At 66.3% G+C, this 22,588-nt stretch carries 20 protein-coding genes; 12 read left to right on the forward strand and 8 right to left on the reverse strand.

Going from position 1 to position 22,588, the window contains the following annotated elements; all coding sequences use genetic code 11:
* The first annotated feature begins 12 nt into the window (after positions 1-12).
* Together KF871_RS06290 and KF871_RS06295 are read left to right on the forward strand one after the other, a co-directional pair.
* A complete protein-coding gene (locus KF871_RS06290) occupies positions 13-678 on the forward strand; it encodes a cysteine hydrolase family protein (protein WP_291139792.1) in 666 nt (221 codons plus the stop codon).
* A 41-nt stretch (positions 679-719) separates the two neighbouring features.
* Positions 720-1,439 (forward strand): GntR family transcriptional regulator, encoded by a 720-nt coding sequence (locus KF871_RS06295; RefSeq protein WP_291139887.1) that lies wholly within the window; start codon positions 720-722, stop codon positions 1,437-1,439.
* 1 nt (position 1,440) lies between these two features.
* Here KF871_RS06295 and KF871_RS06300 read toward each other — a convergent pair whose 3' ends face one another.
* Positions 1,441-2,973: a CYTH and CHAD domain-containing protein gene (locus KF871_RS06300; protein ID WP_291139794.1), complete on the reverse strand. Its 1,533-nt coding sequence runs from the start codon at positions 2,971-2,973 to the stop codon at positions 1,441-1,443.
* A gap of 331 nt (positions 2,974-3,304) precedes the next feature.
* Here KF871_RS06300 and KF871_RS06305 point away from each other — a divergent pair, with 331 nt between their 5' ends.
* Together KF871_RS06305 and KF871_RS06310 are read left to right on the forward strand one after the other, a co-directional pair.
* Complete coding sequence (locus tag KF871_RS06305; protein ID WP_291139796.1) at positions 3,305-3,838, forward strand: hypothetical protein; 534 nt, start codon at positions 3,305-3,307, stop codon at positions 3,836-3,838.
* Between the two features lie 7 nt (positions 3,839-3,845).
* On the forward strand, positions 3,846-4,685 hold the full coding sequence (locus KF871_RS06310) for a MipA/OmpV family protein (RefSeq protein ID WP_291139798.1): 840 nt from the start codon (positions 3,846-3,848) through the stop codon (positions 4,683-4,685).
* Positions 4,686-4,707: 22 nt separating this feature from the next.
* Here KF871_RS06310 and uvrA read toward each other — a convergent pair whose 3' ends face one another.
* Entirely contained in the window at positions 4,708-7,677 is a 2,970-nt protein-coding gene (gene uvrA / locus KF871_RS06315; protein ID WP_291139888.1) for an excinuclease ABC subunit UvrA, read from the reverse strand.
* Between the two features lie 282 nt (positions 7,678-7,959).
* Between uvrA and KF871_RS06320 the strand changes: the two genes are divergently transcribed.
* Positions 7,960-9,132 carry an MFS transporter gene (locus tag KF871_RS06320; protein ID WP_291139890.1) on the forward strand — a complete coding sequence of 391 codons (1,173 nt, stop codon included), beginning with the start codon at positions 7,960-7,962 and terminating at the stop codon, positions 9,130-9,132.
* 66 nt (positions 9,133-9,198) lie between these two features.
* Here KF871_RS06320 and KF871_RS06325 read toward each other — a convergent pair whose 3' ends face one another.
* Positions 9,199-10,695, reverse strand: coding sequence for a chloride channel protein (locus tag KF871_RS06325; protein WP_291139800.1), 1,497 nt, complete (start codon positions 10,693-10,695; stop codon positions 9,199-9,201).
* Positions 10,696-10,814: 119 nt separating this feature from the next.
* Here KF871_RS06325 and ssb point away from each other — a divergent pair, with 119 nt between their 5' ends.
* Positions 10,815-11,312 carry a single-stranded DNA-binding protein gene (ssb, locus tag KF871_RS06330; protein ID WP_291139802.1) on the forward strand — a complete coding sequence of 166 codons (498 nt, stop codon included), beginning with the start codon at positions 10,815-10,817 and terminating at the stop codon, positions 11,310-11,312.
* On the opposite strand, the gene KF871_RS06335 is transcribed toward ssb, so the two are convergent.
* The gene (locus tag KF871_RS06335) at positions 11,313-11,570 is read right to left on the reverse strand and encodes a hypothetical protein (protein WP_291139804.1); all 258 of its coding nucleotides are present in this window, start codon (positions 11,568-11,570) and stop codon (positions 11,313-11,315) included.
* Here KF871_RS06335 and KF871_RS06340 point away from each other — a divergent pair.
* The 3 genes from KF871_RS06340 (at position 11,541) to KF871_RS06350 (ending at position 15,546) form a co-directional block, all read left to right on the forward strand.
* Complete coding sequence (locus KF871_RS06340) at positions 11,541-12,146, forward strand: response regulator transcription factor (protein WP_291139806.1); 606 nt, start codon at positions 11,541-11,543, stop codon at positions 12,144-12,146. The two genes, KF871_RS06335 and KF871_RS06340, sit on opposite strands and share 30 nt — an antisense overlap.
* Positions 12,147-12,307: 161 nt before the next feature.
* Complete coding sequence (locus KF871_RS06345) at positions 12,308-12,724, forward strand: hypothetical protein (protein WP_291139808.1); 417 nt, start codon at positions 12,308-12,310, stop codon at positions 12,722-12,724.
* 584 nt (positions 12,725-13,308) lie between these two features.
* Positions 13,309-15,546 (forward strand): ATP-binding protein, encoded by a 2,238-nt coding sequence (locus KF871_RS06350; protein ID WP_291139810.1) that lies wholly within the window; start codon positions 13,309-13,311, stop codon positions 15,544-15,546.
* Between the two features lie 6 nt (positions 15,547-15,552).
* Here the strand turns inward: KF871_RS06350 and KF871_RS06355 are convergent, their stop codons facing one another.
* The gene (locus KF871_RS06355; protein ID WP_291139812.1) at positions 15,553-17,496 is read right to left on the reverse strand and encodes an MFS transporter; all 1,944 of its coding nucleotides are present in this window, start codon (positions 17,494-17,496) and stop codon (positions 15,553-15,555) included.
* A gap of 205 nt (positions 17,497-17,701) precedes the next feature.
* Between KF871_RS06355 and KF871_RS06360 the strand changes: the two genes are divergently transcribed.
* Together KF871_RS06360 and KF871_RS06365 are read left to right on the forward strand one after the other, a co-directional pair.
* A complete protein-coding gene (locus KF871_RS06360; protein ID WP_291139814.1) occupies positions 17,702-18,433 on the forward strand; it encodes a helix-turn-helix transcriptional regulator in 732 nt (243 codons plus the stop codon).
* A gap of 50 nt (positions 18,434-18,483) precedes the next feature.
* A complete protein-coding gene (locus tag KF871_RS06365; RefSeq protein WP_291139816.1) occupies positions 18,484-19,128 on the forward strand; it encodes a ProQ/FINO family protein in 645 nt (214 codons plus the stop codon).
* Between the two features lie 6 nt (positions 19,129-19,134).
* Here the strand turns inward: KF871_RS06365 and KF871_RS06370 are convergent, their stop codons facing one another.
* The 3 genes from KF871_RS06370 to KF871_RS06380 are packed head-to-tail and all read right to left on the reverse strand — an operon-like array spanning position 19,135 to position 22,130.
* Positions 19,135-20,424, reverse strand: coding sequence for an FIST N-terminal domain-containing protein (locus KF871_RS06370; protein WP_291139818.1), 1,290 nt, complete (start codon positions 20,422-20,424; stop codon positions 19,135-19,137).
* A gap of 4 nt (positions 20,425-20,428) precedes the next feature.
* Complete coding sequence (locus KF871_RS06375) at positions 20,429-21,262, reverse strand: PhaM family polyhydroxyalkanoate granule multifunctional regulatory protein (protein ID WP_291139820.1); 834 nt, start codon at positions 21,260-21,262, stop codon at positions 20,429-20,431.
* Positions 21,263-21,287: 25 nt separating this feature from the next.
* Positions 21,288-22,130 carry an enoyl-CoA hydratase/isomerase family protein gene (locus tag KF871_RS06380; protein WP_291139822.1) on the reverse strand — a complete coding sequence of 281 codons (843 nt, stop codon included), beginning with the start codon at positions 22,128-22,130 and terminating at the stop codon, positions 21,288-21,290.
* Positions 22,131-22,233: 103 nt separating this feature from the next.
* Between KF871_RS06380 and KF871_RS06385 the strand changes: the two genes are divergently transcribed.
* Positions 22,234-22,587, forward strand: a complete 354-nt coding sequence (locus KF871_RS06385; RefSeq protein WP_291139824.1) for a TraR/DksA family transcriptional regulator — start codon at positions 22,234-22,236, stop codon at positions 22,585-22,587.
* The last annotated feature ends 1 nt before the right edge of the window (position 22,588 follow it).

Here is a 22,588-nt window from a genome sequence, read left to right on the forward strand (position 1 = left end):
CGGCACACCATCATGCAGATCGACGCCCAACCCTTCCCCTTCGAGCTGGACCCGGCGCACGCCGCGCTGGTGATCATCGACATGCAGCGCGACTTCGTCGAACCCGGTGGCTTTGGCGAAACCCTGGGCAACGACGTGTCGCTGCTGCAGGCCATCGTGCCGGCCTGCGCGGCCATGCTGTCGGCCTGGCGCCAGGCCGGTGGCCTGGTGGTGCACACGCGCGAGGCGCACCAGGCCGACCTGTCGGACTGCCCGCCGGCCAAGCGACTGCGCGGCAACCCCACGCTGCGCATCGGCGACGAAGGCCCCATGGGCCGCATCCTCATTGCCGGCGAGCCGGGCAACCAGATCATCGATGCGCTGGCGCCGCTGCCGGGTGAGATCGTGATCGACAAACCCGGCAAGGGTGCGTTCTACGCCACGCCCTTGCAGAACCTGCTGCAGCAGGCCGGCATCCGGCAGCTGCTGTTCATGGGCGTGACCACCGAGGTCTGCGTGCAGACCAGCATGCGCGAAGCCAACGACCGCGGCTACGACTGTCTGCTGCTGGAAGACTGCACCGAGAGTTACTTTCCGCACTTCAAGGCCGCCGCCGTCGAGATGATGCGCGCGCAAGGCGCCATCGTCGGGTGGACGGCGCCCAGCGCTGCCGTGCTGGCTGCGCTTGCCAACAAGTGAACGCTTCACGCTGCTAGAGTGCCCTCGTGCCCACCAACCCGATCAAACGTCGCCCCCTGGCCAAACACGGTACCCGCGCCGCCACGCCACCGTCTCGCGCCGACGAGGTGTACGAGCAGCTCAAGCGCGACATCGCCGACTTTCACCTGCTGCCGGGCGACCGCTTCACCGAAAACGAGCTGTGCGAACGCCTGGGCGTGTCGCGCACGCCGGTGCGCCAGGCGCTGATCCGGCTGCAGCAGGAGGGCTTTGTCGAGGTGATGTTCCGCAGCGGCTGGCGCGTGCTGCCGTTCGACTTCAACCGCTTCGACCAGCTCTACGACCTGCGCATGCTGCTCGAGACCGCCGCCGTGCAGCGCCTGTGCCAGCACGAGGGCGCGCCCGTTCCCTTGTTGCAGGGGCTCAAGGACATCTGGCTGGTGCCGGTGGCCGATCGGGAAACCGACCCACCCACAGTGGCCGCCATGGACGAGGCCTTTCACCAGACGCTGGTGCGCGCGGCCGGCAACGATGAGCTGGCACGCGTGCACCAGGACGTGACCGAACGCATCCGCATCATTCGCCGGCTCGACTTCCTCAAGCAGATGCGCATCGACGCCACCTACGAAGAGCACGGCAAGATCCTGCGCGCGGTGCTGGCGCACAACGCCGACCGCGCCAGCCTGCTGCTGCGCACCCACATCCAGACCAGCCAGGTCGAGGTGCGCAAGATCACGCTGCACCAGGTGTTCCTGGCGCGCCAGTCGCCCACGGGCGGCTGACTCAGCGCCAGGGCGTTGGCGAACGCTCCAGCGCCAGTTCCATGGTGGGCAACGCCAGCAGGCCCGCTTCGAGCTGCTTTTGCAGCCCGGTTTGCAACTGCGCCACCAGCGATGGTGCCAGCGTCGCAGGCGCCTGCTGAAGCAGCAGCTGCGCGGTGCTCAGGTCGTTGAGTTCGCCCAGCAGGGTCTGCGCTTCGGCGAGCGTGGTGGTACTGCGGGCCACCCGTTTGGGTGGCAGCAGGCTGGCGAGGAATTCCTGCGCGTAGCGCAGCTTCTTGAGGGCGAGCCGCAACTCGTGACGCCCCTCGGGGCCGAGCCGCCGCGCCTCGCGGGCCTGCCGGCGCAGCGCCGCATGACCTTCGCGCAGGACGCCGATCGCCCAGGCACGCAGGTCGGTCCGGCGCTTGCCGTGCAAGGCCATCGCCGAGCGCGTGAAGGCGAGCACGGCCAGCGCGTGCGACGGTTCGGCCAAGGCTTGCGCCGCGCGCCGGTTGGCCGCGATGCGCTGATCGGTCACCCAGGCACGCAGCGCGTGTGCCTCAGCGCGGTCGTCGGTGGCGGGCAACAGGTCGGGCAGACCTTCGGTGGCGAACACGTCCCAGTTGCGCGCCGCACCCAACACGTCGGCGAGCGCCTTCCAGTGCGCCGACCAGTGGCGGACCCAGTCGGGGTCGAGGTCGGCACGGAACAGGCGCAAGCCGGTGCGCAGGCGCCGCAGGGCCACGCGCGCCTGGTGCACGAACTCGGGGTCGGGCAGGTGCGCGGCGTCGACCTGCGGCGCGAGCGCGGTCTCGTTGCCCTGCAGGTGGGCCAGGCTGGCCAGGCAGGCCGCGCGGCAGGCCGCGTGGGTCGATCCATCGGCGTCCAGCGTCAGGGGCGCCGACTTGAACGGCCGCACCGGCTCGCGCAGGTGCAAGGCGTAGCCCCGTTCGGCCTTGCTGCGTTGCGCCGGTCGCAAATGCAGCGCGCGATCGGCATGCCCCGTGGGGCCCAGCGCCAGGGTGTGTGCCAGGTCGAGCAGCGCGTCTTCGTCGCCCGTCAGCAGCTCCAGTTCCAGTTCGAGAATGCGCTCGCGCCGCGGACGGGCGGGTGTGCCAGCGACCACCCAGCCGTCGTCAAGCGCCACCTCGACGCGTGCGCCCCGATGGGTCAGGACCCAGGTGCGGCGCTTGAAGTCCGTGCGGAACACGGCCGTCATCGCCGGCGCCCATTGATTGAGGCGCTGAGCCAGTTCGGCGTCGTCGACGATGCGCGAAAAATCGGGCATGCCCTTGGGCCGCGGCACTTCCCATTCGCTGCGGCGCGACAGACCACCGACCGACGAGGCAGCGGTTTTGACGGTCAAGAGCTCGCGCTGGCCGATCTGCCGCACGCGCAAAGCCATGCGCGCCGCCAGCAAATCGAGCGTCGGCGTGTCCAGGTAGGTGTTGCGCAAGTGCACATCGCGCGATGGCACCTGGAGCAGGGGATGCGCCAGCAAGGCGGGAAGATCCTGCGACAGCAGGCTGAGCTTGATCTCGATTTCCTGCGGCATGGGTTGCGCGGTGAGACAAAGACGAGGGGACAGGAACCATACCTTACAACTCGTAACCGGGGTGTGACGCGCGCAGGCAAGAATGGCCGTCCCCTTCACCTGTCCTGTCCCATGGGACGCACCGCGATGACGCACCCAGCGACGACACAACCGGCACTGTGCAAAGCCACTTTGGCTCACCCGATCACCGGCGCCGCCGGCAGCGCTGCCGGCAACTTTTTCCGTTGCGCCGCCACGAACGACACGGCCTCGACCGCTGGTCTGCCTGGCACAGCGCACACCGCGTTCACTACCCAAGAATTCCCTGACCTTTGACCCGAGGAGCGCGCTCATGAGCCACGCCGTTCGACACCCCATTCACACCCTCGCACTGGCCGCCGCGCTGGCATTCGCCACCACCGGCGCACTGGCCGACAAGCCCGACCACGCCGGCAAGCCGGAATACCTCAAAGAGCACAGCGGCAAATCCGACAAACATGCGCGCCGCGATGACGACCACGAACGCCGAGGCAGCGACGATCGCACCAGCGTGTCGGTGCAGATCAACGTGGGGGGCTACTTCACGGTGTCGCAACGGCGCGCGGTGGTCGACTACTACGAACCGCGCTTCAAGGCCGGCAAATGCCCACCCGGTCTCGCCAAAAAGAACAACGGTTGCCAGCCGCCCGGCCTGGCCAAAGCGTGGCGCAAGGGCCAGCCCTTGCCGCGCGACGTTGCCTACTACCCGGTGCCTGAAGGTGTGTCCATCCGCCTGGGGCTGCCGCCCGAGGGGCACAAATTCATTCGCGTGGCCAGCGACATCCTGCTGATCGCCGTGGGCACCGGCATGGTGGTCGACGCGATTGAAGATCTGAGCCGACTGTGAGTCGCCAGTGACGTCCATCGTCCGATCACTCGGGCTGCTGGTCTGTGCCTCGGCCACCGCCTGTGGGGCCCACGCGCAGGAGCGCAACGACAAGGTGCAGCTCGAGGCCAGCCGCGATTACCTGCTGGGTGCCTCGGTCGGCTCCTCGCGCGACCCGTTTGGCGACTCGCGCCGGGAAACGCGCCCGGGCGGCATCTGGGCCTTCCAGCTGGGCCGCTTCCGGTTTGCCAGCTCGGGGGCCAGTGCCTTGCTGTACCAGGGCCGCGAAACGGTGGACAGTGGCGTGAGCACCGTGCTCGCGCGCAGCGACAAGTTCTCGCTCAACACCTCGCTCTCGCTGGACGAAGGCCGCGACTGGGCCGACGAGGATGACCCACGCTTTGACGGACTGCCCAAGATCCGGTCCACGGTGCGCGGGCGGGTCACCCTGGGCTACGCACTGGGCAAGCGCTGGAGCAGTTCCTTTCGAGCCTCGCAGGATCTGCTGGGACACGGCGGCGGCCTGCACCTGGACGCAGGCCTCGTCTACCGTCACCCGGTGAGCACCCAGACCCACTGGGACCTGGCCTTTGGCGTGGGCTGGGGCAATGGCACCTATCGCCAGACCCACTACGGCATCACATCCGAAGGTGCCGCCAACAGCGGCCTGCCCGCCTACGCAATCGGTGCGGGCTTCGACTCGGTCTCGATTGGCTGGCGCATCACGTCGGCCCTGAGCCAGCGCTGGGTAGGCTATGCCGGCATCGGCGTCAGCCAGTTGCAGGGCGCGGTGCGCTACAGCCCGCTGACGACGCACAGTACCAATACCAGCGCCAACTTCGGCATCGCGTACCGCAACGTGCGCTGAGGCCGGTACACCCTATATCGCCTCAAAGCAACCGCGCGAGGTACCGCCCGGTGTGGCTGCCCGGGCTGGCCGCCACCTGCTCGGGCGTGCCTTGCGCCACCACGGTGCCGCCGCCGGCGCCACCTTCCGGCCCCATGTCGATGACCCAGTCGGCGGTCTTGATGACGTCGAGGTTGTGCTCGATGACGACGATGGTGTTGCCCGCGTCGCGCAACTGGTGCAAGACCTTGAGCAGCAACTCGATGTCGGCGAAGTGCAAGCCGGTGGTGGGCTCGTCGAGGATGTACAGCGTGCGGCCGGTGTCGCGCTTGCTCAGCTCCTGCGCGAGTTTGACCCGCTGGGCTTCGCCGCCCGACAAGGTGGTCGCGCTCTGGCCCAGGGTGATGTAGGACAGCCCGACGTCGAGCAGCGTCTGCAGCTTGCGCCGCAGGGTGGGCACGGCGCTGAAGAACGCGTGCGCCTGCTCAACCGTCATGTCCAGGATCTGGGCGATGTTGCGGCCCTTGTAGAGCACTTCGAGCGTTTCGCGGTTGTAGCGACGGCCGTGGCAGACCTCGCAAGGCACGTACACATCGGGCAGGAAGTGCATCTCGACCTTGACCACGCCGTCGCCCTGGCAAGCCTCGCAGCGACCGCCCGCCACGTTGAACGAGAAACGGCCGGGGCCATAGCCGCGCTCGCGCGCCGTGGGCACTTCGGCCATCAGCTCGCGAATGCCGGTGAACAGGCCGGTGTAGGTGGCCGGGTTGCTGCGCGGCGTGCGACCGATGGGCGACTGGTCGACGTTGATGACCTTGTCGAAGCCGTCGATGCCTTCGATGGCGTCGTGCGGCGCCGGCTCGTCGTGCGAGCGGTACAGCGTGCGCGCCACCGCGGCGTACAGCGTGTCGTTGACCAGGGTGGACTTGCCCGACCCGGACACGCCCGTCACGCAAGTGAACAGGCCCACCGGGAAGTCGACCGACACCTGCTTGAGGTTGTTGCCATGGGCACCCACCACACGCAGGGCACTGTGCGACGGGGTCGACGGTGAGGGTGCCGAGGGTGCAGCCTTTGCCGCCCCCGGAAACCGCGGTTTGACCGGCGCATCGGCCTGGCCGGGTTGGCTTGGCGCCTGCCAGGCGGTGCGGCGCTCGGGCACGGGAATGCACCGCGCGCCGCTGAGGTACTGGCCGGTGAGTGAGTCGGCGCTGGCCACCACGTCGGCATACGTACCTTGCGCCATCACACGCCCGCCGTGCACGCCGGCACCCGGGCCCATGTCGATGATGTGGTCGGCCGCACGAATCATGTCCTCGTCGTGCTCGACCACCAGCACTGTGTTGCCGAGGTCACGCAGGTGCTGCAAGGTGGCAATGAGGCGGTCGTTGTCGCGCTGGTGCAGGCCGATGCTGGGTTCATCGAGCACGTACATCACACCGGTCAAGCCACTGCCGATCTGACTGGCCAGGCGGATGCGCTGGGCTTCGCCGCCCGAGAGCGTGTCGGCACTGCGTTCCAGGCTGAGGTAGTTAAGGCCCACGTCGTTGAGGAAGCGCAGCCGTTGCCGGATCTCCTGAATGACTCGGGCCGCGATTTCCCCTTTGGCGCCCGGCATGACCAGATCGGCGAACCAGCGGTGGGCCTCGCCCAGGGTGACATGGCCGATCTGGTGGATGGCGCGGCGGTGCGCGCCTTCGCCGACAAACACGTGGCGCGCCTCGCGACGCAGTCGCGCACCGCCACAGTCGGGGCAAGGCTGCGTGGCCCGGTAGCGGGCGAGTTCCTCGCGCACGGTGATGCTGTCGGTCTCGCGCCAGCGGCGCTCGAAATTGTGCACCACGCCCTCAAACGGGTGCTTTTTGCTCACGCGCTTGCTGGCGCGCTCGCCGCCATCGAGCGCATAGCTGAAGCGGATGGGCTCCTCGCCCGAGCCGAACAGCACCACCTGGTGCACCGCCGGCGGGAGGTCTTCCCAGGGGTCCTCCGGGTTGAAGCCGTAGTGCGCGGCCAGGCTTTCGATCAGCGAAAAGTAGTGGCCATTGCGCCGGTCCCAACCCTTGATGGCACCGCTGGCCAGGCTGAGCGAGGGGAAGGCGACGATGCGCGTGGGGTCGAAGAATTCCGTGTGACCCAGCCCGTCGCAGGTGGGGCAGGCACCCAGCGGAGAGTTGAACGAGAACAACCTCGGCTCCAGCTCGCTGATGGTGTAGTCGCACAGCGGGCAGGCAAATCGCGCCGAATAGCCGTGCTCCACCTCGGCGTCGGTGTCGAGCGCGATGGCCCGGCCATCGGCGATGCGCAGCGCCGTCTCGAAGCTCTCGGCCAGGCGCTGGCGCTGCGGGTGCGCGACATCGTCGTCACCGGCGGCACGCACCTTGATGCGGTCAATCACCACGTCGATGTCGTGCTTGTCGTTCTTGCGCAGCGCGGGCAGCGCGTCGGCTTCGACGGTCTGTCCGTCAACCCGAAAGCGCACATAGCCCTGGGCCTGCATGTCGGCGAACAGGTCGGCAAATTCGCCTTTGCGGGCGCGCACCACCGGCGCCAGGATCATCAGCCGGGTGCCCTCTGGCAGCGCCAGCGTCGCATCGACCATCTGGGCCACGCTCTGCGCCGCCAGCGGTTGGTCATGCTCCGGGCAATGCGGCGTGCCGGCGCGGGCGTACAGCAGCCGCAGGTAGTCGTGGATTTCGGTGACGGTACCGACCGTGGAACGCGGGTTGTGGCTGGTGGCCTTTTGCTCGATGGCAATCGCCGGCGCGAGACCTTCGATCAGGTCGACGTCGGGCTTGTCCATGAGCTGCAGAAACTGGCGCGCGTAGGCCGACAGGCTCTCCACGTAGCGGCGCTGACCCTCTGCATACAAGGTATCGAACGCCAGGCTGGACTTGCCCGAACCCGACAGGCCGGTGACCACCACCAGGCGGTGCTTGGGAATGTCGAGATCGATGTTCTTGAGGTTGTGCGTGCGTGCGCCGCGCACAGCGAGCACTGCGCTGCGCGCGCGCATGGCGTCGGCCAGGTAGCGGGCGTCAGGCTCGCTGGCGTGCAAGACCTCGGCAGGCAATTCGGGCGGTAGCTTCTGGTTCACGGGTGCAGGCGCTTCGAGGGCAACCCGGCATGATAAGCCGCCAACCAATGCCCACCGCCCCCTTCGGTACCGCCGGTGGGCGAGGTTCGGCCTTGTCCGACAATAGGCGGTTTCTCGCCCCGACCGAGACCCGCCTTGACCGTTTCGAGCCCCTCCCCCACCGCCGACCCGCTGGCGCGGGCCAGCGCCCCCAGCCAACGGATGACACCCGCCGAACGACGCACCAGCGCCGCGCTGGCGTCGGTGTATGCCTTGCGCATGCTGGGCCTGTTCATCGTGCTGCCCGTCTTTGCCTTGCAGGCACGCCACTACCCCGGAGGTGATGACCCGGCCCTGGTGGGGCTGGCCATGGGCATCTACGGCCTGACCCAGGCACTGCTGCAGGTCCCGCTGGGCATGGCCTCCGACCGGCTGGGGCGCAAGCCGGTGATCCTGGCCGGATTGGCCATGTTCGCCATCGGCAGCGCCGTGGCCGCCTGGGCGCCCAGCATTGGCTGGCTGGTGGCAGGCCGCGCGTTGCAGGGCGCCGGCGCGATCTCGGCCGCCGTCACCGCCTTGCTCGCGGACCTGACCCGTGATGCCGTACGCACCAAAGCCATGGCCTTGGTGGGTGTGAGCATTGCGCTGATGTTCGCCCTGTCTCTGGTCGCCGCCCCGACGCTGGTGCCGCACGTGGGCCTGTCGGGTCTTTTCGTCATCACCTTGTGCCTGACCCTGGCGGCCATGGCGGTGGTGGCCTGGGTGGTGCCCGCCGAGCCGCCGCGCCAGCCTGGCGCACCGCGCGCCTCGCTGCGTGAAGTGCTGCGCCAGCGCGACCTGCTGCGTGTGGATGCGGCGGTGTTCATCCTGCACGCCGCGCAAATGATGACCTGGCTGACGGTACCGGCACTGCTGGTGCAGGCCGGGCTGGACGCGGCGCACCACTGGCAGGTCTATCTGCCCGCGGTGGTGGTCTCCCTGCTCATCGTGGGTGGGTTGCTGTTCCGCCTGGAACGCATGGGCTACTTCCGCGCCGTGTACCTGGGCACGGTGGCGCTTATCGGGCTTGTACAGCTGGCGCTGCTGACCCAGGTGTCATCGCCCAGCCTGTGGACGCTGGGCGTGCTGCTGTGCCTGTACTTTGTGGGCTTCAACACCCAGGAGGCAAGCCAGCCCAGCCTGGCCTCGCGCCTGGCGGCGCCGCACCAACGCGGCACGGCATTGGGTGTGTTCAACACCCTGATGTCACTGGGCATCTTCACCGGTGGCGCAGTGGGAGGCATGGTGGCCCGCACATGGGGGCCCTCAGGCATCTTCGTTGCCAGTGCCGCACTAGTGGCGGTGTGGTTAGCCGTGGCCTGGGGCATGAAGCCCGGCGCCGCGCCCAGGCACTGACTGGCGGCCTGAACGAGCGATCCCGCCCAATCCGCGCCACTCGGTTGTGGCGGACAGTTGCAGCGCTCAGTTGCGGTGATCCGGAGGCACCTCGGGCGCTGGTGGCGCCTCGGACGCCGGCGGGACCTCCGGGGTGGCCGGCGCAGGGGCTGCCGCCTCGTCCACCGGCGTCGCACTCGCCGCGACGGCGGGCTCCGACACCGGCTCGGTGTCACCGGCGTCCAGTGTCGATGCACCGCGGCGACCCAGCTTGCGGGTCATCATGGCGGCCAGTGCCGAGTACAGCGGGCGGCTGATCAGGCGCGCGATCAGGCTCGACAGCATGGCCGCGGCCATCAGGCTGAGCACCATCGAACGGCCGTTGATCATCTCCATCACGATGATGAAAGACGTCAGCGGCGCCTGGGTGGTGGCGGCCAGGAAGCCCGCCATGCCCAGCGCGATGAGGCTGGGCGCCAGCACATGCGCATCCGCGCCGCCCAGCAGCATGGCCACGTCGTTGCCGATGCCGCCACCGATCGACAGCGACGGGGCAAAGATGCCGCCCGGCACGCCACTCCAGGAGGTCAGCCAGGTGGCCACCAGCTTGAGCAGCACATACACAGGGGACAGCTCGCTCTCGCCGGCCAGCATGTGCCGCACCTGCTCGGCCCCTGCGCCAAAGGTTGCGCCACCGGTCACCAGGCCGATCACCCCGATCGCCAGCCCTGCCGCGGCCGCAAAGCGCACCGGGTAGCGCCGACGAAACGCGCTGACACGGTCGGGCAAGCCTTTGAGCGATGCCGCCAGCAACCGGCTGAACAGACCGCCGAGCACGCCGCACACCACCGCCACCAGCAAGCCTGGCCAGAAGGCATGCCAACTCAGGCGCGGCACGACGATGGTGCCGAAGTACGTGAGGTTGCCGAACACCGAAATAGCCACCAGACCGGCGACCACGATGGCCGCGATGATGAGGCCGTTGTTGCGCGACTCCATCTTCTTGGACAACTCTTCGATGGAGAACACCACTCCGGCCAGCGGTGCGTTGAAAGCGGCGGCAATGCCGGCCGCGCCGCCGGCCACCAGCAATGCGTGCTCGCTCATGGCCGAGCCCGGGCGCAGCCAGCGGCGCGCGTCGTGCATGACGCCGGCAGCCACCTGCACCGACGGCCCCTCGCGACCTGCCGACAGGCCTGCCAGCAGGCTGGTGGCGCCCAGGATCATCTTGGCAAACGTCAGGCGCAGCGACACGAGGCCGGCGCGCATGGTGGGCGTGACGCCCGAATCGAGCGCGGCCATCACCTGTGGAATGCCTGATCCAGCGGCCCCCGGCGCAAAGCGGCGGGTGGCCCAGACGATGAACGCCGTCAGGCAAGGCGTCCAGATCAGCACCGCCCACGGTTGGGCCTCGTGCAGGTGCTTGAAGGCCTCGAACGCCGTCTCGCTCATCCAGGTGAAAGCCACCACGAACAAGCCGGCGGCAATGGCATAGGCCAGCACGATGGAGCGGTCCAGCCACGCGCGACCGTCCGAAAACTCGTCCTGCAGGTTCTGGAAGAAGTCGGGCTCGCGGTGTTTCATGCAGGTGCGATTATTGATCCGTCCACAAACCGCAGCGGCACGTTCGGGTGCATGCGGCACAATCCCCCGGTTTCGCCCGCCGCTGGCGCGGCGTGCCACCGACCCGCAAGGAATCCACCATGGCATCCGTCAACAAAGTCATCCTCGTCGGCAACTGCGGCCGCGATCCCGAAATCCGTTATCTGCCCTCCGGTCAGGCCGTGGCCAATGTCAGCGTGGCCACCTCGAGCCGCCGCAAGGACCGCAACAGCGGGGAAACGGTGGAAGACACGCAATGGCACCGGGTGACGTTCTACGACCGCCTGGCCGAGATCGCAGGTGAATACGTCAAGAAGGGACGCCCCATCTATGTGGAAGGCCGGCTGAAGTACGGCAAGTACACCGACCAGTCCGGCGTGGAACGCAATACCGTGGACATCATTGCCACCGAACTGCAGTTGCTCGGCGGACGTGAAGGCATGGGCGGCAATGACGAAGGCGGCGGATCCGGTGGCGGTTACTCGCGTGCGCCCGCGTCCCGCCCGGCGGCTCGCCCCGCCCCGGCCCCTGCGCCGGCCGCCACACCCGCCCGCCAGTCCAGCGGCTTCGACGACATGGACGACGACATTCCTTTCTGATCAACCAAAAAGCGCGTAATCTCGCCCACCGCCTTCGCGGTGGGCTTTTTTTTGCGATTTCGCACGGTTCGGGCATCCGCCGAATTGATGCCTTTGAAGTATTCTTGCCGCCAGATGATCACTGATCTGGTAACTGAAGTAGTACCCAAGGCTCTTTTTTTGCGAGACACGGCCATGATTCGAGTGGTAGTTGCCGAAGACCATGCCCTGGTGCGGCAGGGCATTGCGATGCTTTTGCAGGCCGAGGGTGGGTTTCATCTTGTCGCCGAAACGGCCAAGGGCTCCGATGTGGACCTGCTGGTGCAGTTCCACAAACCCGACCTGCTGCTCCTCGATCTCGCCCTCAGCGACAGCTCGGGCATCGAAGTGGCACGGCGCGTCAAGCGCGTGGCGCCACAGGTGCGCATCCTCATCGTCACCGGCAACGTATACCCGGGCTCGGTCACGAACGCATTCGGCGCCGGCGCCAACGGGTTCGTACTCAAGCATGAGCAGGGCAACGATCTGCTCGATGCGATCAAGACGGTGATGTCGGGGCGTCAGTACGTCAGTCCTCAGGTCGCCAAAGGACTCGACCAGTCGGCCGCCAAGCGGCCCAACGCCACGGGCATGCCTCAAACGTTGACGCGACGGGAACAGCAGATTGTTCGTTTGATCGCTCGAGGTAGCACGAACCAGGAAATTGCCGATCAATTGCACATCAGCGTTTTGACTGCCCGAAAGCACAGGCAGAACGTGATGCTCAAGTTGGGGCTGCACAACGGCGCCGAGATCGCGGCCTACGCCATGCAGTCCGGGCTTATGGAAGCCCCTGACATCGACTCCAACCTCTGAGTCCAGGTCGATTGGGTTTGTGCTGTGCGCGGTTGCGCACAGCCAAAAATCAAAATAGTGCTGGAGCATTATTGGGCTGCGGGGCACCGGTGGAGATACTTTCCTCACCCTGAACACACGTTCAAACCACCCACCACCCGCACTGCTCAAGAGGTGACCACATGATGCAAGCACTGACCGTCGGCATGATGGAACGCCTGGGCATTCGCAGCACGACCGCCATGAGCCCGCCCGAAGACGTCACGTCAGAACTGTCTCCCAGCTCGCTATCCAGTGACTATGAAGAGCTGATCACCGAATGCCTGCACTTTCTCGGCCTGAGCCCCGATCAGGTCCGAATCAGCGTGCGCCCCGTTGGGGTCAATGCGGCCGGACTGGACGTTTATGCGGCCTTCGTGAAGGTGGTTCGATGGGATCCCGCCGTGATCAAGGCCATGACGCGGATGCCCTACATCGAAAAGAAGATCGAGCGCCGCATCCGGCTCAGCGACGTACTGCGCTACAGCGCTTTCGCCGGCTTGTGGTTTCGCTCCCCCTCGTCGCTCGAAGGGCTTGGCAAGGACGCTGCCGTTCACTGATGCCGGACAGCCAGGCGAGCCTGATGGGGCCTGGGCCAATTGTTTGGATGGAAGCCACTTCCCAGTTCAGGTCATGAATGGCTCCTGGCCAACAGTCATCTCATGCGTTGCGCTACGTCGCACTTGGCAGGCAGGAGCGATCACTTGCTTCGCGGGAAAAAGTCCTGACCGAAAAGCGACCCATTCCCGGCATACCCAAATGGGCGGCTGCTCAATATCGCTCTCTTGCAGGCACTTGCCAAAGCCCGCGCCAGTCTTTTCAGTGCCCTTCCGGCCCACTCGCCGCGGCCGTCGAGGCATGTGTCCCATTCACCCACACCAAGGTGTGGTGAGCGCCCTGGTCACATCGGCGTCCCAACGGCATTGCGTGCGTATGACCTCGTCAAGGTCGACCACGAATCGCCAAAAAATGACGAGTCACGGCGTGTGCACCTGGACAGAGTGCGCGGCACGCTGCGGACCCGGACAAGGCATCAGGACAAGGATTTGGTTTTGTACAGCACCATCTGAATAATCTCTTCGCGGAGCTTTCCAGATAGGCTGCCGCCAGCCAAACTGTTTGTCAGCTACAGCCAATCCACCCGATGCCTACCGCTGACCTTTGCCGCGACGATTGGGGCCTGATGCCTGGTGTGGCGGCCTTGCTGTCGCGCACAGGAGAACCCATCGCCGTCTCTGCGTTGTGGCAATCGCGGATGGCTTCGGTGGTGGGCGCAGGAGACTGGCGCGACGCGCTCGACGACGACGGCAGGCTTGGGTTGTTGGACGCCCTCGCACGCCGAAGCCATTTCACTCTCAAGCTCAATACCACGCACCGTGGGTCGTCGGTCGTGCACTGGCAATGCCAGGCGTGGTGGGATCCGCACGCGCAGGCACATGCGTGCTTCTTCGCGGATGTGACCGCCAGCGAAGTGGGACGCATCGCCCACCTTGAGGACAGTCAGCGCATTGAGTGGATGTTCGAGAGGCTGCCGGTCGAAGTCGCCTTCTACTCCTTCGAGCCAGAGCTGATGTGTCTCTATGCGAATGAGCGCTACGCGAAAAGCATTGGCCGCACGCTCGCGAACACCCTCGGCAAGAGCGCCTACGAACTGCTGACATCGCAAGAGCGGCAACACATCGCAGCGCACCGACCCTCTTCGCTTCGCGAGGGCGAGTCGATGACCTTCGACATGCAACGGCGTGATCCCGACGGGCAGACCCGTGACCTTGAGGTGACGATCACCTGCCATCGTGAGGCCAGGCAACTGCTCAATGGCTATCTCGTACTGCTGACGGATGTCTCGGAGCGCCGAAAAACCGAGGCTTCGATGCGCGCATCGCAAGCGCGTCTGTTCCGATTCATGGAAGCCAGTGCCGAGGGTGTCGTGTTTCATCGGGAAGGCGTGATCACCGACGTCAACCCCGCCGCATGCCGCCTGTTCGGCCAGGCCCACGCGGAGTTGGTCGGGACATCGATCTTGCGACTGCCGCCGCAGTCCTTGCACTCGCGCACCAGTCTGAGCATCTTCAGCGGGGCTGACGCCTTTCGCGAATCGGAGATCGTCGATGCCCAGGGACGCCATCTGCCGGTGGAGTTGATCGGCCGCACACTGGATCGTCACGGCGAGAGACTGCGCATGACCGTCATCCGCGACATCCAGGACCGCCGTCAGGCGCAAACGCGCATTCACGCCCTGATCGACGACCTGCGCTCGCAGAAGGAACGCGCCGAAGCGGCCGATCGCGCCAAATCAATGTTCCTGGCCGCAGCCAGCCACGACCTGCGCCAACCCATCCACGCCCTCGGCCTGTTCCTCACCGCCCTGCGCGCCATGGCGCAGAGCACGGTGGTGCCCAGCGAAGAACTGGGCCAGATCTGCAAACGCATGCAGACCTCCCTGGATGGCCTGGGCCAACTGCTCAACATGCTGCTGGACGTCTCGCGCCTGGATGCCAACGCCATCGAGGTCCGCCTCGCGCCCACCTCGCTCACCCAGCTCTTCGGTGAAATCGAGCAGGAGTTCGCCGACATCGCCCTCGAACGCGGCCTGGCTCTTGACGTGGCCTACACCAATGGCTGGGTGCTCACCGATGCCACCGTGCTGCGCCGCATCCTCTCCAACCTCATGGCCAACGCCATTCGCTACACCCCGCGTGGGCGGGTATTGCTGGGCTCGCGCAGCCGCGGCGATCACATCGAGATCCAGGTGCACGACAGCGGCATCGGCATCTCTCCCGAACAGCTCGACGCCATCTTCGAGGAGTTCTATCAGGTCGACGTCTCCGCCTCTCAGGGCAATGAGTCCCACGGCCTGGGTCTGGGCCTGTCCATCGTCAAGCGCTCAGCGCGCTTGCTCAACGCCCAGATCCAGGTGCGCTCCACCCCGGGGCGCGGCTCCATGTTCTCCATCATGGTGCCCGCCTGCGAACCCGCCCAAGCCTTACCCGAGCACGGGCACGACGACAGCGCCAGCGACCCCGGCAGGCGCTGTGTGCTCGTCATCGACGACGACGAGCAGGTGCTCATGGGCATGCAGCAGTTGCTGCAGATCTGGGGCCACACCGTCTGGTGTGCCGCCACCGCCGACGAGGCTGTGGTGCTGGCCATCGCGCACGCCGCCGAGATCGATCTGCTCCTGAGCGACTACCGCCTGGGCGGCAACACCACCGCCGTGCAGGCCATCGCCGCCATACACGCCTGCCTGGGCCGACCCGTGCCCACCTACATCCTCACCGGCGACACCTCGCCACAACGCATCCAGGAAGCCTCCGAGCTCGGCTTCCCGCTCCTGCACAAACCCGTCGACGTCAATGCGCTCAGGAGCGCGCTGGAACATTGAGACCGCTCAACTGACAAGGGCGGCCACCTGCCGATGAAGCAGGTCGGGTGTCACATCGCCGGCAGGCACCCCGGTGCCAACGGTGAGACCGACGCGATTGAAGAAGCCCCGTCGAAACGGCCTGACCATTGCAACGTTCTGCCCCTCACGGACTTCCACCCGGCTGAAGTATGAACCCCACAGGTTGGTCAGCCCCATCGGCACGACCGTGACGTGGACACCCTCCTGGCGGGCTCGCTCCAGGATCTTCATGACCCCGCCTTTGAAGGGTTGCAGTGTCCCATCCCTGGTGATGCCACCTTCCGGAAATATGGCCAGCAAATCACCGTCCCTGAGCACGCCGGCAGCGGCCTCGAACGCACGCTCATACGCTTGCGCATCTTCTTGCTGTGGGGCAATCGGAATGGCCTTGGCGAGGCGAAACAGCCACCCAAGCACAGGCACGCGAAAGATCTTGTGGTCCATCAGGAACCGGATCGGGCGCGGGCTCGCCGCCATCAGCAGAATCGCGTCGACAAAGCTCACGTGGTTGCACACCAATACCGCGGGCCCCTGCAGAGGGATGTGCTGATCGCCGTGCACCTTGAAGCGGTAGACCAGGCGCGACGCCAGCCAGGCAACAAATCGCAGGAGGTATTCCGGCACCAGCATGAAGATGTAGAACGCCACCACCGCGTTGAGCAAGCCAACCACCAGAAACATCTGCGGAATCGTCATGCCGAGCTTCAACAGCAGTCCGGCCACCACGGCACTGGCGATCATGAACAAGGCATTGAGAATGTTGTTGGCGGCGATGATGCGGGCACGGTGTGTCGGCACACTGCGCATCTGGATCAGCGCATACATGGGCACGCTGTAGAGGCCGGCGAACAAGCTGAGCAAGGCCAGGTCGATCAGCACACGGGCGTGAGCGCCTTGCGACAAAAACGCATTCAGTCCCATCGTCCCCGCGTCGCCCAGCGAACGCGTCGCAAAGTACAGGTCGATCGCAAAAACGCTCATGCCGATTGCACCCAAGGGCACCAGACCGATCTCGACATGCCGACGCGACAGCACTTCGCACATCAGCGAGCCCACGCCGATCCCGATCGAAAACACCACCAGCAGCAGCGATGCCACCTGCTCGTCACCGTGCAGCACATCGCGCGCGAAGGCAGGAAAGAGGCTCAGGAACACCGCACCGAAGAACCACATCCAGCTGATGCCGAGTACCGAGCGAAACACCACAGTGTTGCCGTGTGCGAGCTTGAGGTTTCGCCAGGTTTCGCTCAATGGGTTCCAGTTGATCGTCAATCCCGGGTCCATTGCCGGCGACGCCGGGATGAAGTGGGCAGCGACGCGCCCGGCAATCGCCAGCGCCACACAGGTGAAGCCGACGTGGTGGGCACCGATCTCGGGCACCGCAATGATCAGGCCGCCTGCCACGTTGCCCAGCAGGATGGCCACGAAGGTGCCCATCTCGACCACCCCGTTGCCCCCCGTCAATTCGCGCTCGCTCAGGTGCTGGGGGAGGTAAGCGAACTTCACCGGTCCGAACACCGCCGACTGCAGGCCCATCAGGAAGATGCTCAGCAACAGTGCTGGAATGCTCTGCACGAAGAACCCCCAGGCGGCCAGCGCCATGATCAGCACCTCGGCCCGCTTGAGCCAGACGATCAACCAACGGCGATCGTGCTTGTCGGCGAGTTGGCCGCTGGTGGCCGAGAACAGAAGAAATGGCAGGATGAACAAGGCCCCGATGACCAACCCGGCCAGGTCGGCTGGCAACCAGCTGACCCGCAGCTGATAGGTCACCAGCACGGTGAAGGCGAACTTGAACAGGTTGTCGTTGGCAGCGCCCAGGAACTGGGTCCAGAAAAAGGGTGCAAAGCGGCGCTGCTTGAGCATGCCGAACTGACCGTGGTCCCGTCCGGAATCGTCTTCAGCAGGTGCCGGCGTTTGGACAGACATGAAGTTGCCTCCTCGGTGTTTGTTGCCTCGTTGGGGATCGCCGGCGCGATTCTGCGGCAGGCGGTGGGTGCGAGATGTCAAGTCGATGCGGGATGGAGTGCAGGTCGCGGCACTGTGATCGGGACTGCGCGCTCAAGGGCGCGCATTTCAATACGACCTCTGTTTCGTGGACGCACGGTATCGAATTGCTGTACCTTACGCCGCCATGAGCACCTCCGCCGATCTGGTCACCGCCATCAAACGCGAACTCAAGGCCTCGCGCATGACCTACGCCGATCTGGCGCGTGCGATGGGCATGGCCGAGTCGAGCGTCAAGCGCATGCTCGCCAAGGGGGACATGGCGCTTTCGCGCATCGACGCGATATGCCGCGTGCTCAAACTGGACTTTGCCGACCTCGCGCGACGCGTGGCCGATGCGCAGCCGCTGGTGGTCGAACTCACTCCGGCGCAAGAACGTGCGGTGGTGGCCGACAAGAAGCTCCTGTTGGTCGCCATCTGCGTGCTGAGCCAATGGACGGTGGAGCAGATCACCACCACCTACCGCCTCAGCGAGGCAGAAGCCATCAAGTACCTGGCCCAGCTTGATCGCATCGGCATCATCGAGTTGCGCCCGCTCAATCGCTACCGCCTCAAGCTGGCCAAGACCTTTCGTTGGCGGGCGCATGGCGCGGTCATGAACTTCTTTCGGGACCACGCATTGCTCGACTACTTCTCGGGCGGTTTCGATGGGTCCGGCGAGGGGCTGATGCTGGTGCACGGCTCAGTCAGTCGAACGCTGGCACCGGGTTTTCTTGAGCGACTGCAGCGGGTTGCGCAGGACTTTGCGCAACAGCACCAGACCGATCAGAAGCTGGCCGACAAGGACCGCGGGGGTTACACCCTGGTGCTGGCCATGCGCAGTTGGGAGTTCGAGGTTTTCACGCAATTGCGGCGTTGAGCCCCGCGACGCTGGCATCATCGCGGGTTCGCGCCCTCTCCCATCCACGAATGAACGCCACCCCAACGCCCGCACGTCCCGCACAACGCCCCCGCAAGCAGGCGCCCTCCGCCCCGCGCCACCCCGTGCTCATTCAACTGGCTGAGCGCTGGCCCGCCTTGTTCGGAGACGAGCCCCGCCCGCTCAAACGTGGCATCTATGAAGACCTGAGCGTCGCCCTGGGCGATACGGTCAAGGCCGAGGACCTCAAGGCTGCGCTGGCGCTGCACACACGCACCACGCGTTACCTGAATGCGGTCGCCACCGGTCAGCCCAGGCGCGACCTCAATGCACTCGTGGTCGAAGAAGTGGCACCCGACCAGCGCCATCACGCCATCGTCGAGGTGCACCGTCGGCGCCAACAGCGCAGTGCCGAAGACCTGACACCACAAACCCGGCAGCGGGTGGTGCGCGCGTTCGAAGCCAGCGGACTCGGCCAGGAGGCCTACCTGACCCTGGTGCGTGGGCGCGACGAAGCCATCAATGCGTTGACCGAGGCAGCCGTCGGTGAAGCGAGTGCAACCATGGCCCGTGAAGCAGCGCTGCTGCGCGCCTTTGAATCGGGTGGCCAGTCGGTGGAGGACTTTGCTGCCGGCTACGGCATGACGCCCGACGTGGCGCAGCGCATGCTGAACCGCGCGCGACAGCGACGCTGAGCCGGCTCAGGCCGGCCGGGTAAACACCGTCAGGACACCGGTGTAACCGTACAGATGGTGGTGGGCAATCTCGCCACCGGCAAAGAAGCCCACCAGCGGCACGTCGCCGAGGGCATGGCGAACAATCTGCAACTCGGCGCTGGGCCCACCAAAGTGAGGACCACCGCGCCCGGCACAACTGACGTAGACCGCACCGGCAATGGCCCGCGGCGCCGCAAGCGCCTCGTCCACGTCACCCTCTGACCCAACCAGCACCGCCTCGGGTTCCAGCTCTTCGCGCACCTCGGCGCACACGCGCATCAGGTCGGCCCGCGCGGCCTGCACGTGGCGTTCGCAGAATGACAGGCGGGTGCCTTCGGGCACGAGGTCGGCGATCGCCACACCACGGCGCGCCGGGTCCAGACCGATCAGGTGCCGCACGATCACCTCGTGTCCAAAGGCCCCGCGCTGGCGGGAGGTCTGATTGGTCTCGAGCGCCGCACCGCCAGGCCCGGGCTTGATCAGCCCCACCAGCGTGCTGCGAAGGCGCGGCATCGCGTGTTCGGGGTGGTCCAGCGAGATCGACAGGTCCCGCAGCAGCACATCGAGCGCTGGCTCACCATCCAGACGCAGCACCAGATTGCCATCCGACTCGGTGACCACCCGCTCTGCCGAGACCGGCTGCGCGCCTTGCGTCACCCGCGAGACGATGTCCACCTCACGCGCGAAGGCCACGCCACTGAGACCGCCGTGAAACACCCCACTGGACGCACCGTGACCCGACAGGGTGCCCGAGCTGCCCAAAGCGAACTGCACCGTTGAACCCCGGCTGCCTGCGAGCCCACCGAACAGATAGCCACTGCCGGTGCGCTCTGCCATCTCGTGAATGAGCTCGGCCAGTTCTGGCGTGGCGCCATCGGCGTGCACCAGCGCCGTGTGCGCCGAGAAACCGTCACCCGCTTCGGCGCGGCCGCTAACGGACAAAGGTGCCACGCCACTGAACACCCGGTATTGGTCCGGGCTCAGGTCGCACAACATGACAGACATCGCCGGCTCGTCGAAATACTCGACGTTGTTGGCCGACACGCCGACGCCCACGGTGCCCACCCAGTCCGTCACCTCGGGCATTTCCGCACTCAGGCACTCCAGAATGGTCTCGGCCTCGGGAACGTAGTGATCGGTGATGTAGAGCAAGCCCAGCGAGGGCTGCGCGGCGTGATCGGGCAACGCCATCTGGGCACGCAATTGCGCCACCACCATCGCGGCGGCCATGCGCCATTGAGGGTGGGTGGCGTGCGCGTGCGGAAATCGTTTCATCGGATCACTTCTGGCGCGACTTGCGCGCCGGGGCCACGCGTGACTTGGCCGAGGGTGACTTGGCCGCGGGTGCCTGGTTGAGGGCGCGCGCGGCGGCTCGCCCAACGCCCGCCGCGGTGCCCACGCCACGGCCAACGGTGCCAGCTGCCGTGCGCGCGGCCTGCCCCGCCAGCCCCGACGCCGTTCGCACGGCCGCACCGGTCAGGTCGGTCGCCACCTGCCGCGTCGTGTCCAGCGCGGTCTGCTTGGCAGCGTCCTTCATCGCATTGGTGGCGATCTGCTGAAACTGCTGCGACAAGGCACCCCACCACTGCATGGGATCGACCACGCCCCCGGCCAACGCCGCATCGGATGCGGACTGGCTGGCGCTCTTGCGTGGCGCCGCACGCTTGCGCGCCGGTTTGGGCACTACCTTGGCCGCGGGTGGCACCGGGTCGCCATAGTTCTTGGGCGGAATCTCCAGACCGGCAAAACGGGTACCCGAGCCCGACGGCGCAGCGTCCTTGACCTTGAGTGCGCCCGCCACATCGCCCAGGCTGAAGTTCATGGACTTCAGCGTCGACAGGGTCATCTTCTGCACTTCAAGTGCCTGGATGGTGGCACCCAGCGCCTTGGCGTTCTGATCAAGCCAGAAATGCACCGCCTTGAGTTCGTCGATGCGCTTCTCGAGCTCTTCGACATTGAAGGTGGGTGCCACCCAGTTGCTCAGGCTGGGCATCTGCGGCAGGTTCTGCCCGATGCCTTGCGCAATGCCCCCTGCGGCCTGGGATGCAAGGTTCTGCAGGAACTCGAATCCCGGCACGAACCTGCCGAAGCCACCGGTGGGTACATCGCTCATCGCGTTCTCCTCATGGACCTGTCGCTCAGCCATCCACGCCATAGCGCGGCGCGCGGCGCTCGCGCAAGGATGCCACACCTTCGCGCACATCGGGTCCGGCAAAACCCATGAATTCCAGCGCCAGCGAAGTATCGAAGCTCGGACCCGCCTGACGCAGCCAGTTGTTGAGCGAGTACTTGGTCCAGCGGATCGCGCTGGCGCTGCCGCTGGCAAGGCGGTCGGCCACTTCGTAGGCCTTGTCCAGCAACTGATCGTCGTCGACCACGAGCGAGACGAGCCCGATGCGCTCGGCTTCCTCGCCGCTGACCGCATCGCACAGCATGAGGTAGTACTTGGCCTTGGCCATGCCACACAGCAGCGGCCAGACGATCGCCGCGTGGTCGCCCGCCGCCACGCCCAGGCGGGTGTGTCCGTCCACGATCTTGGCACTGCGCGCCGCGATCGAGATGTCCGCCAGCAGACCGGCCACCAGGCCCGCGCCGACCGCAGGCCCGTGCATGGCACTCACGATGGGCTTGTCGCAGTTGATCACGTTGTAGACCAGGTCGCGCGCCTCTTTCCAGACCCGCGATCGCACCTCGAAATCGGTGGCCATGTCCTGCACCAGGGCCAGGTCGCCACCGCCCGAAAAGCCCATGCCGCTGCCGCGCAGCACGGCAGCGCGCACGCTGTCGTCTCGACCCACGTCGCGCCAGATCTCGCTCAGTTCCCAATGGCCTTCGTGACCGGCAGTGGGCAGCTTGCCGTTGCCGCCCGGGCCATCGGCACGCATGCGGATGTCCAGCACGCTCGCCACCCCGTTGACCAGCGGCCCTCGGCGCGTGATCTCCAGGGTCTGGTAACGGCTGTAGTCAACGGACTGGCTCATGGGTGTCTCCTCGTGTGTCGTGTGGATCGATCGATTGTGCTTGACCTGCATCAAGCCCCAAGGCAGGTGTCCCCCGCAAGATGCCCACTGCACAGGAGACCCCATGAACGCACCGATCTCAGACACCTTCGAGGCCCAGTTGCGCAGCGAGCGCCAGGCACTGCTGGCGCGCTTGCAAGCCCAGCGGGGCGGCACCCGCAGTCGCACCGAAGTGGCGGCCGACAAGCGCGCCATGGCCGACGACAACGGTTTCCGCGCCGACGAGTCTTTCGATCTGGGCTCCGTGCTGGGTGAGCGCGAGGCCCTGGAGCTACAAGCGATCGACGCTGCATTGCAGCGCATCGCCGACGGCAGCTATGGCTTGTGCCTGCAATGCGGCGCGTCCATTCCCGCCGCACGCCTGCACGCGCAACCCACCGCCGAGCGCTGCGTGGACTGCCAGGCCAAGGCCGAGTAGG

The organism is Hydrogenophaga sp. (genome assembly GCF_019635465.1).
Classification (GTDB): Bacteria; Pseudomonadota; Gammaproteobacteria; order Burkholderiales; family Burkholderiaceae_C; genus Hydrogenophaga.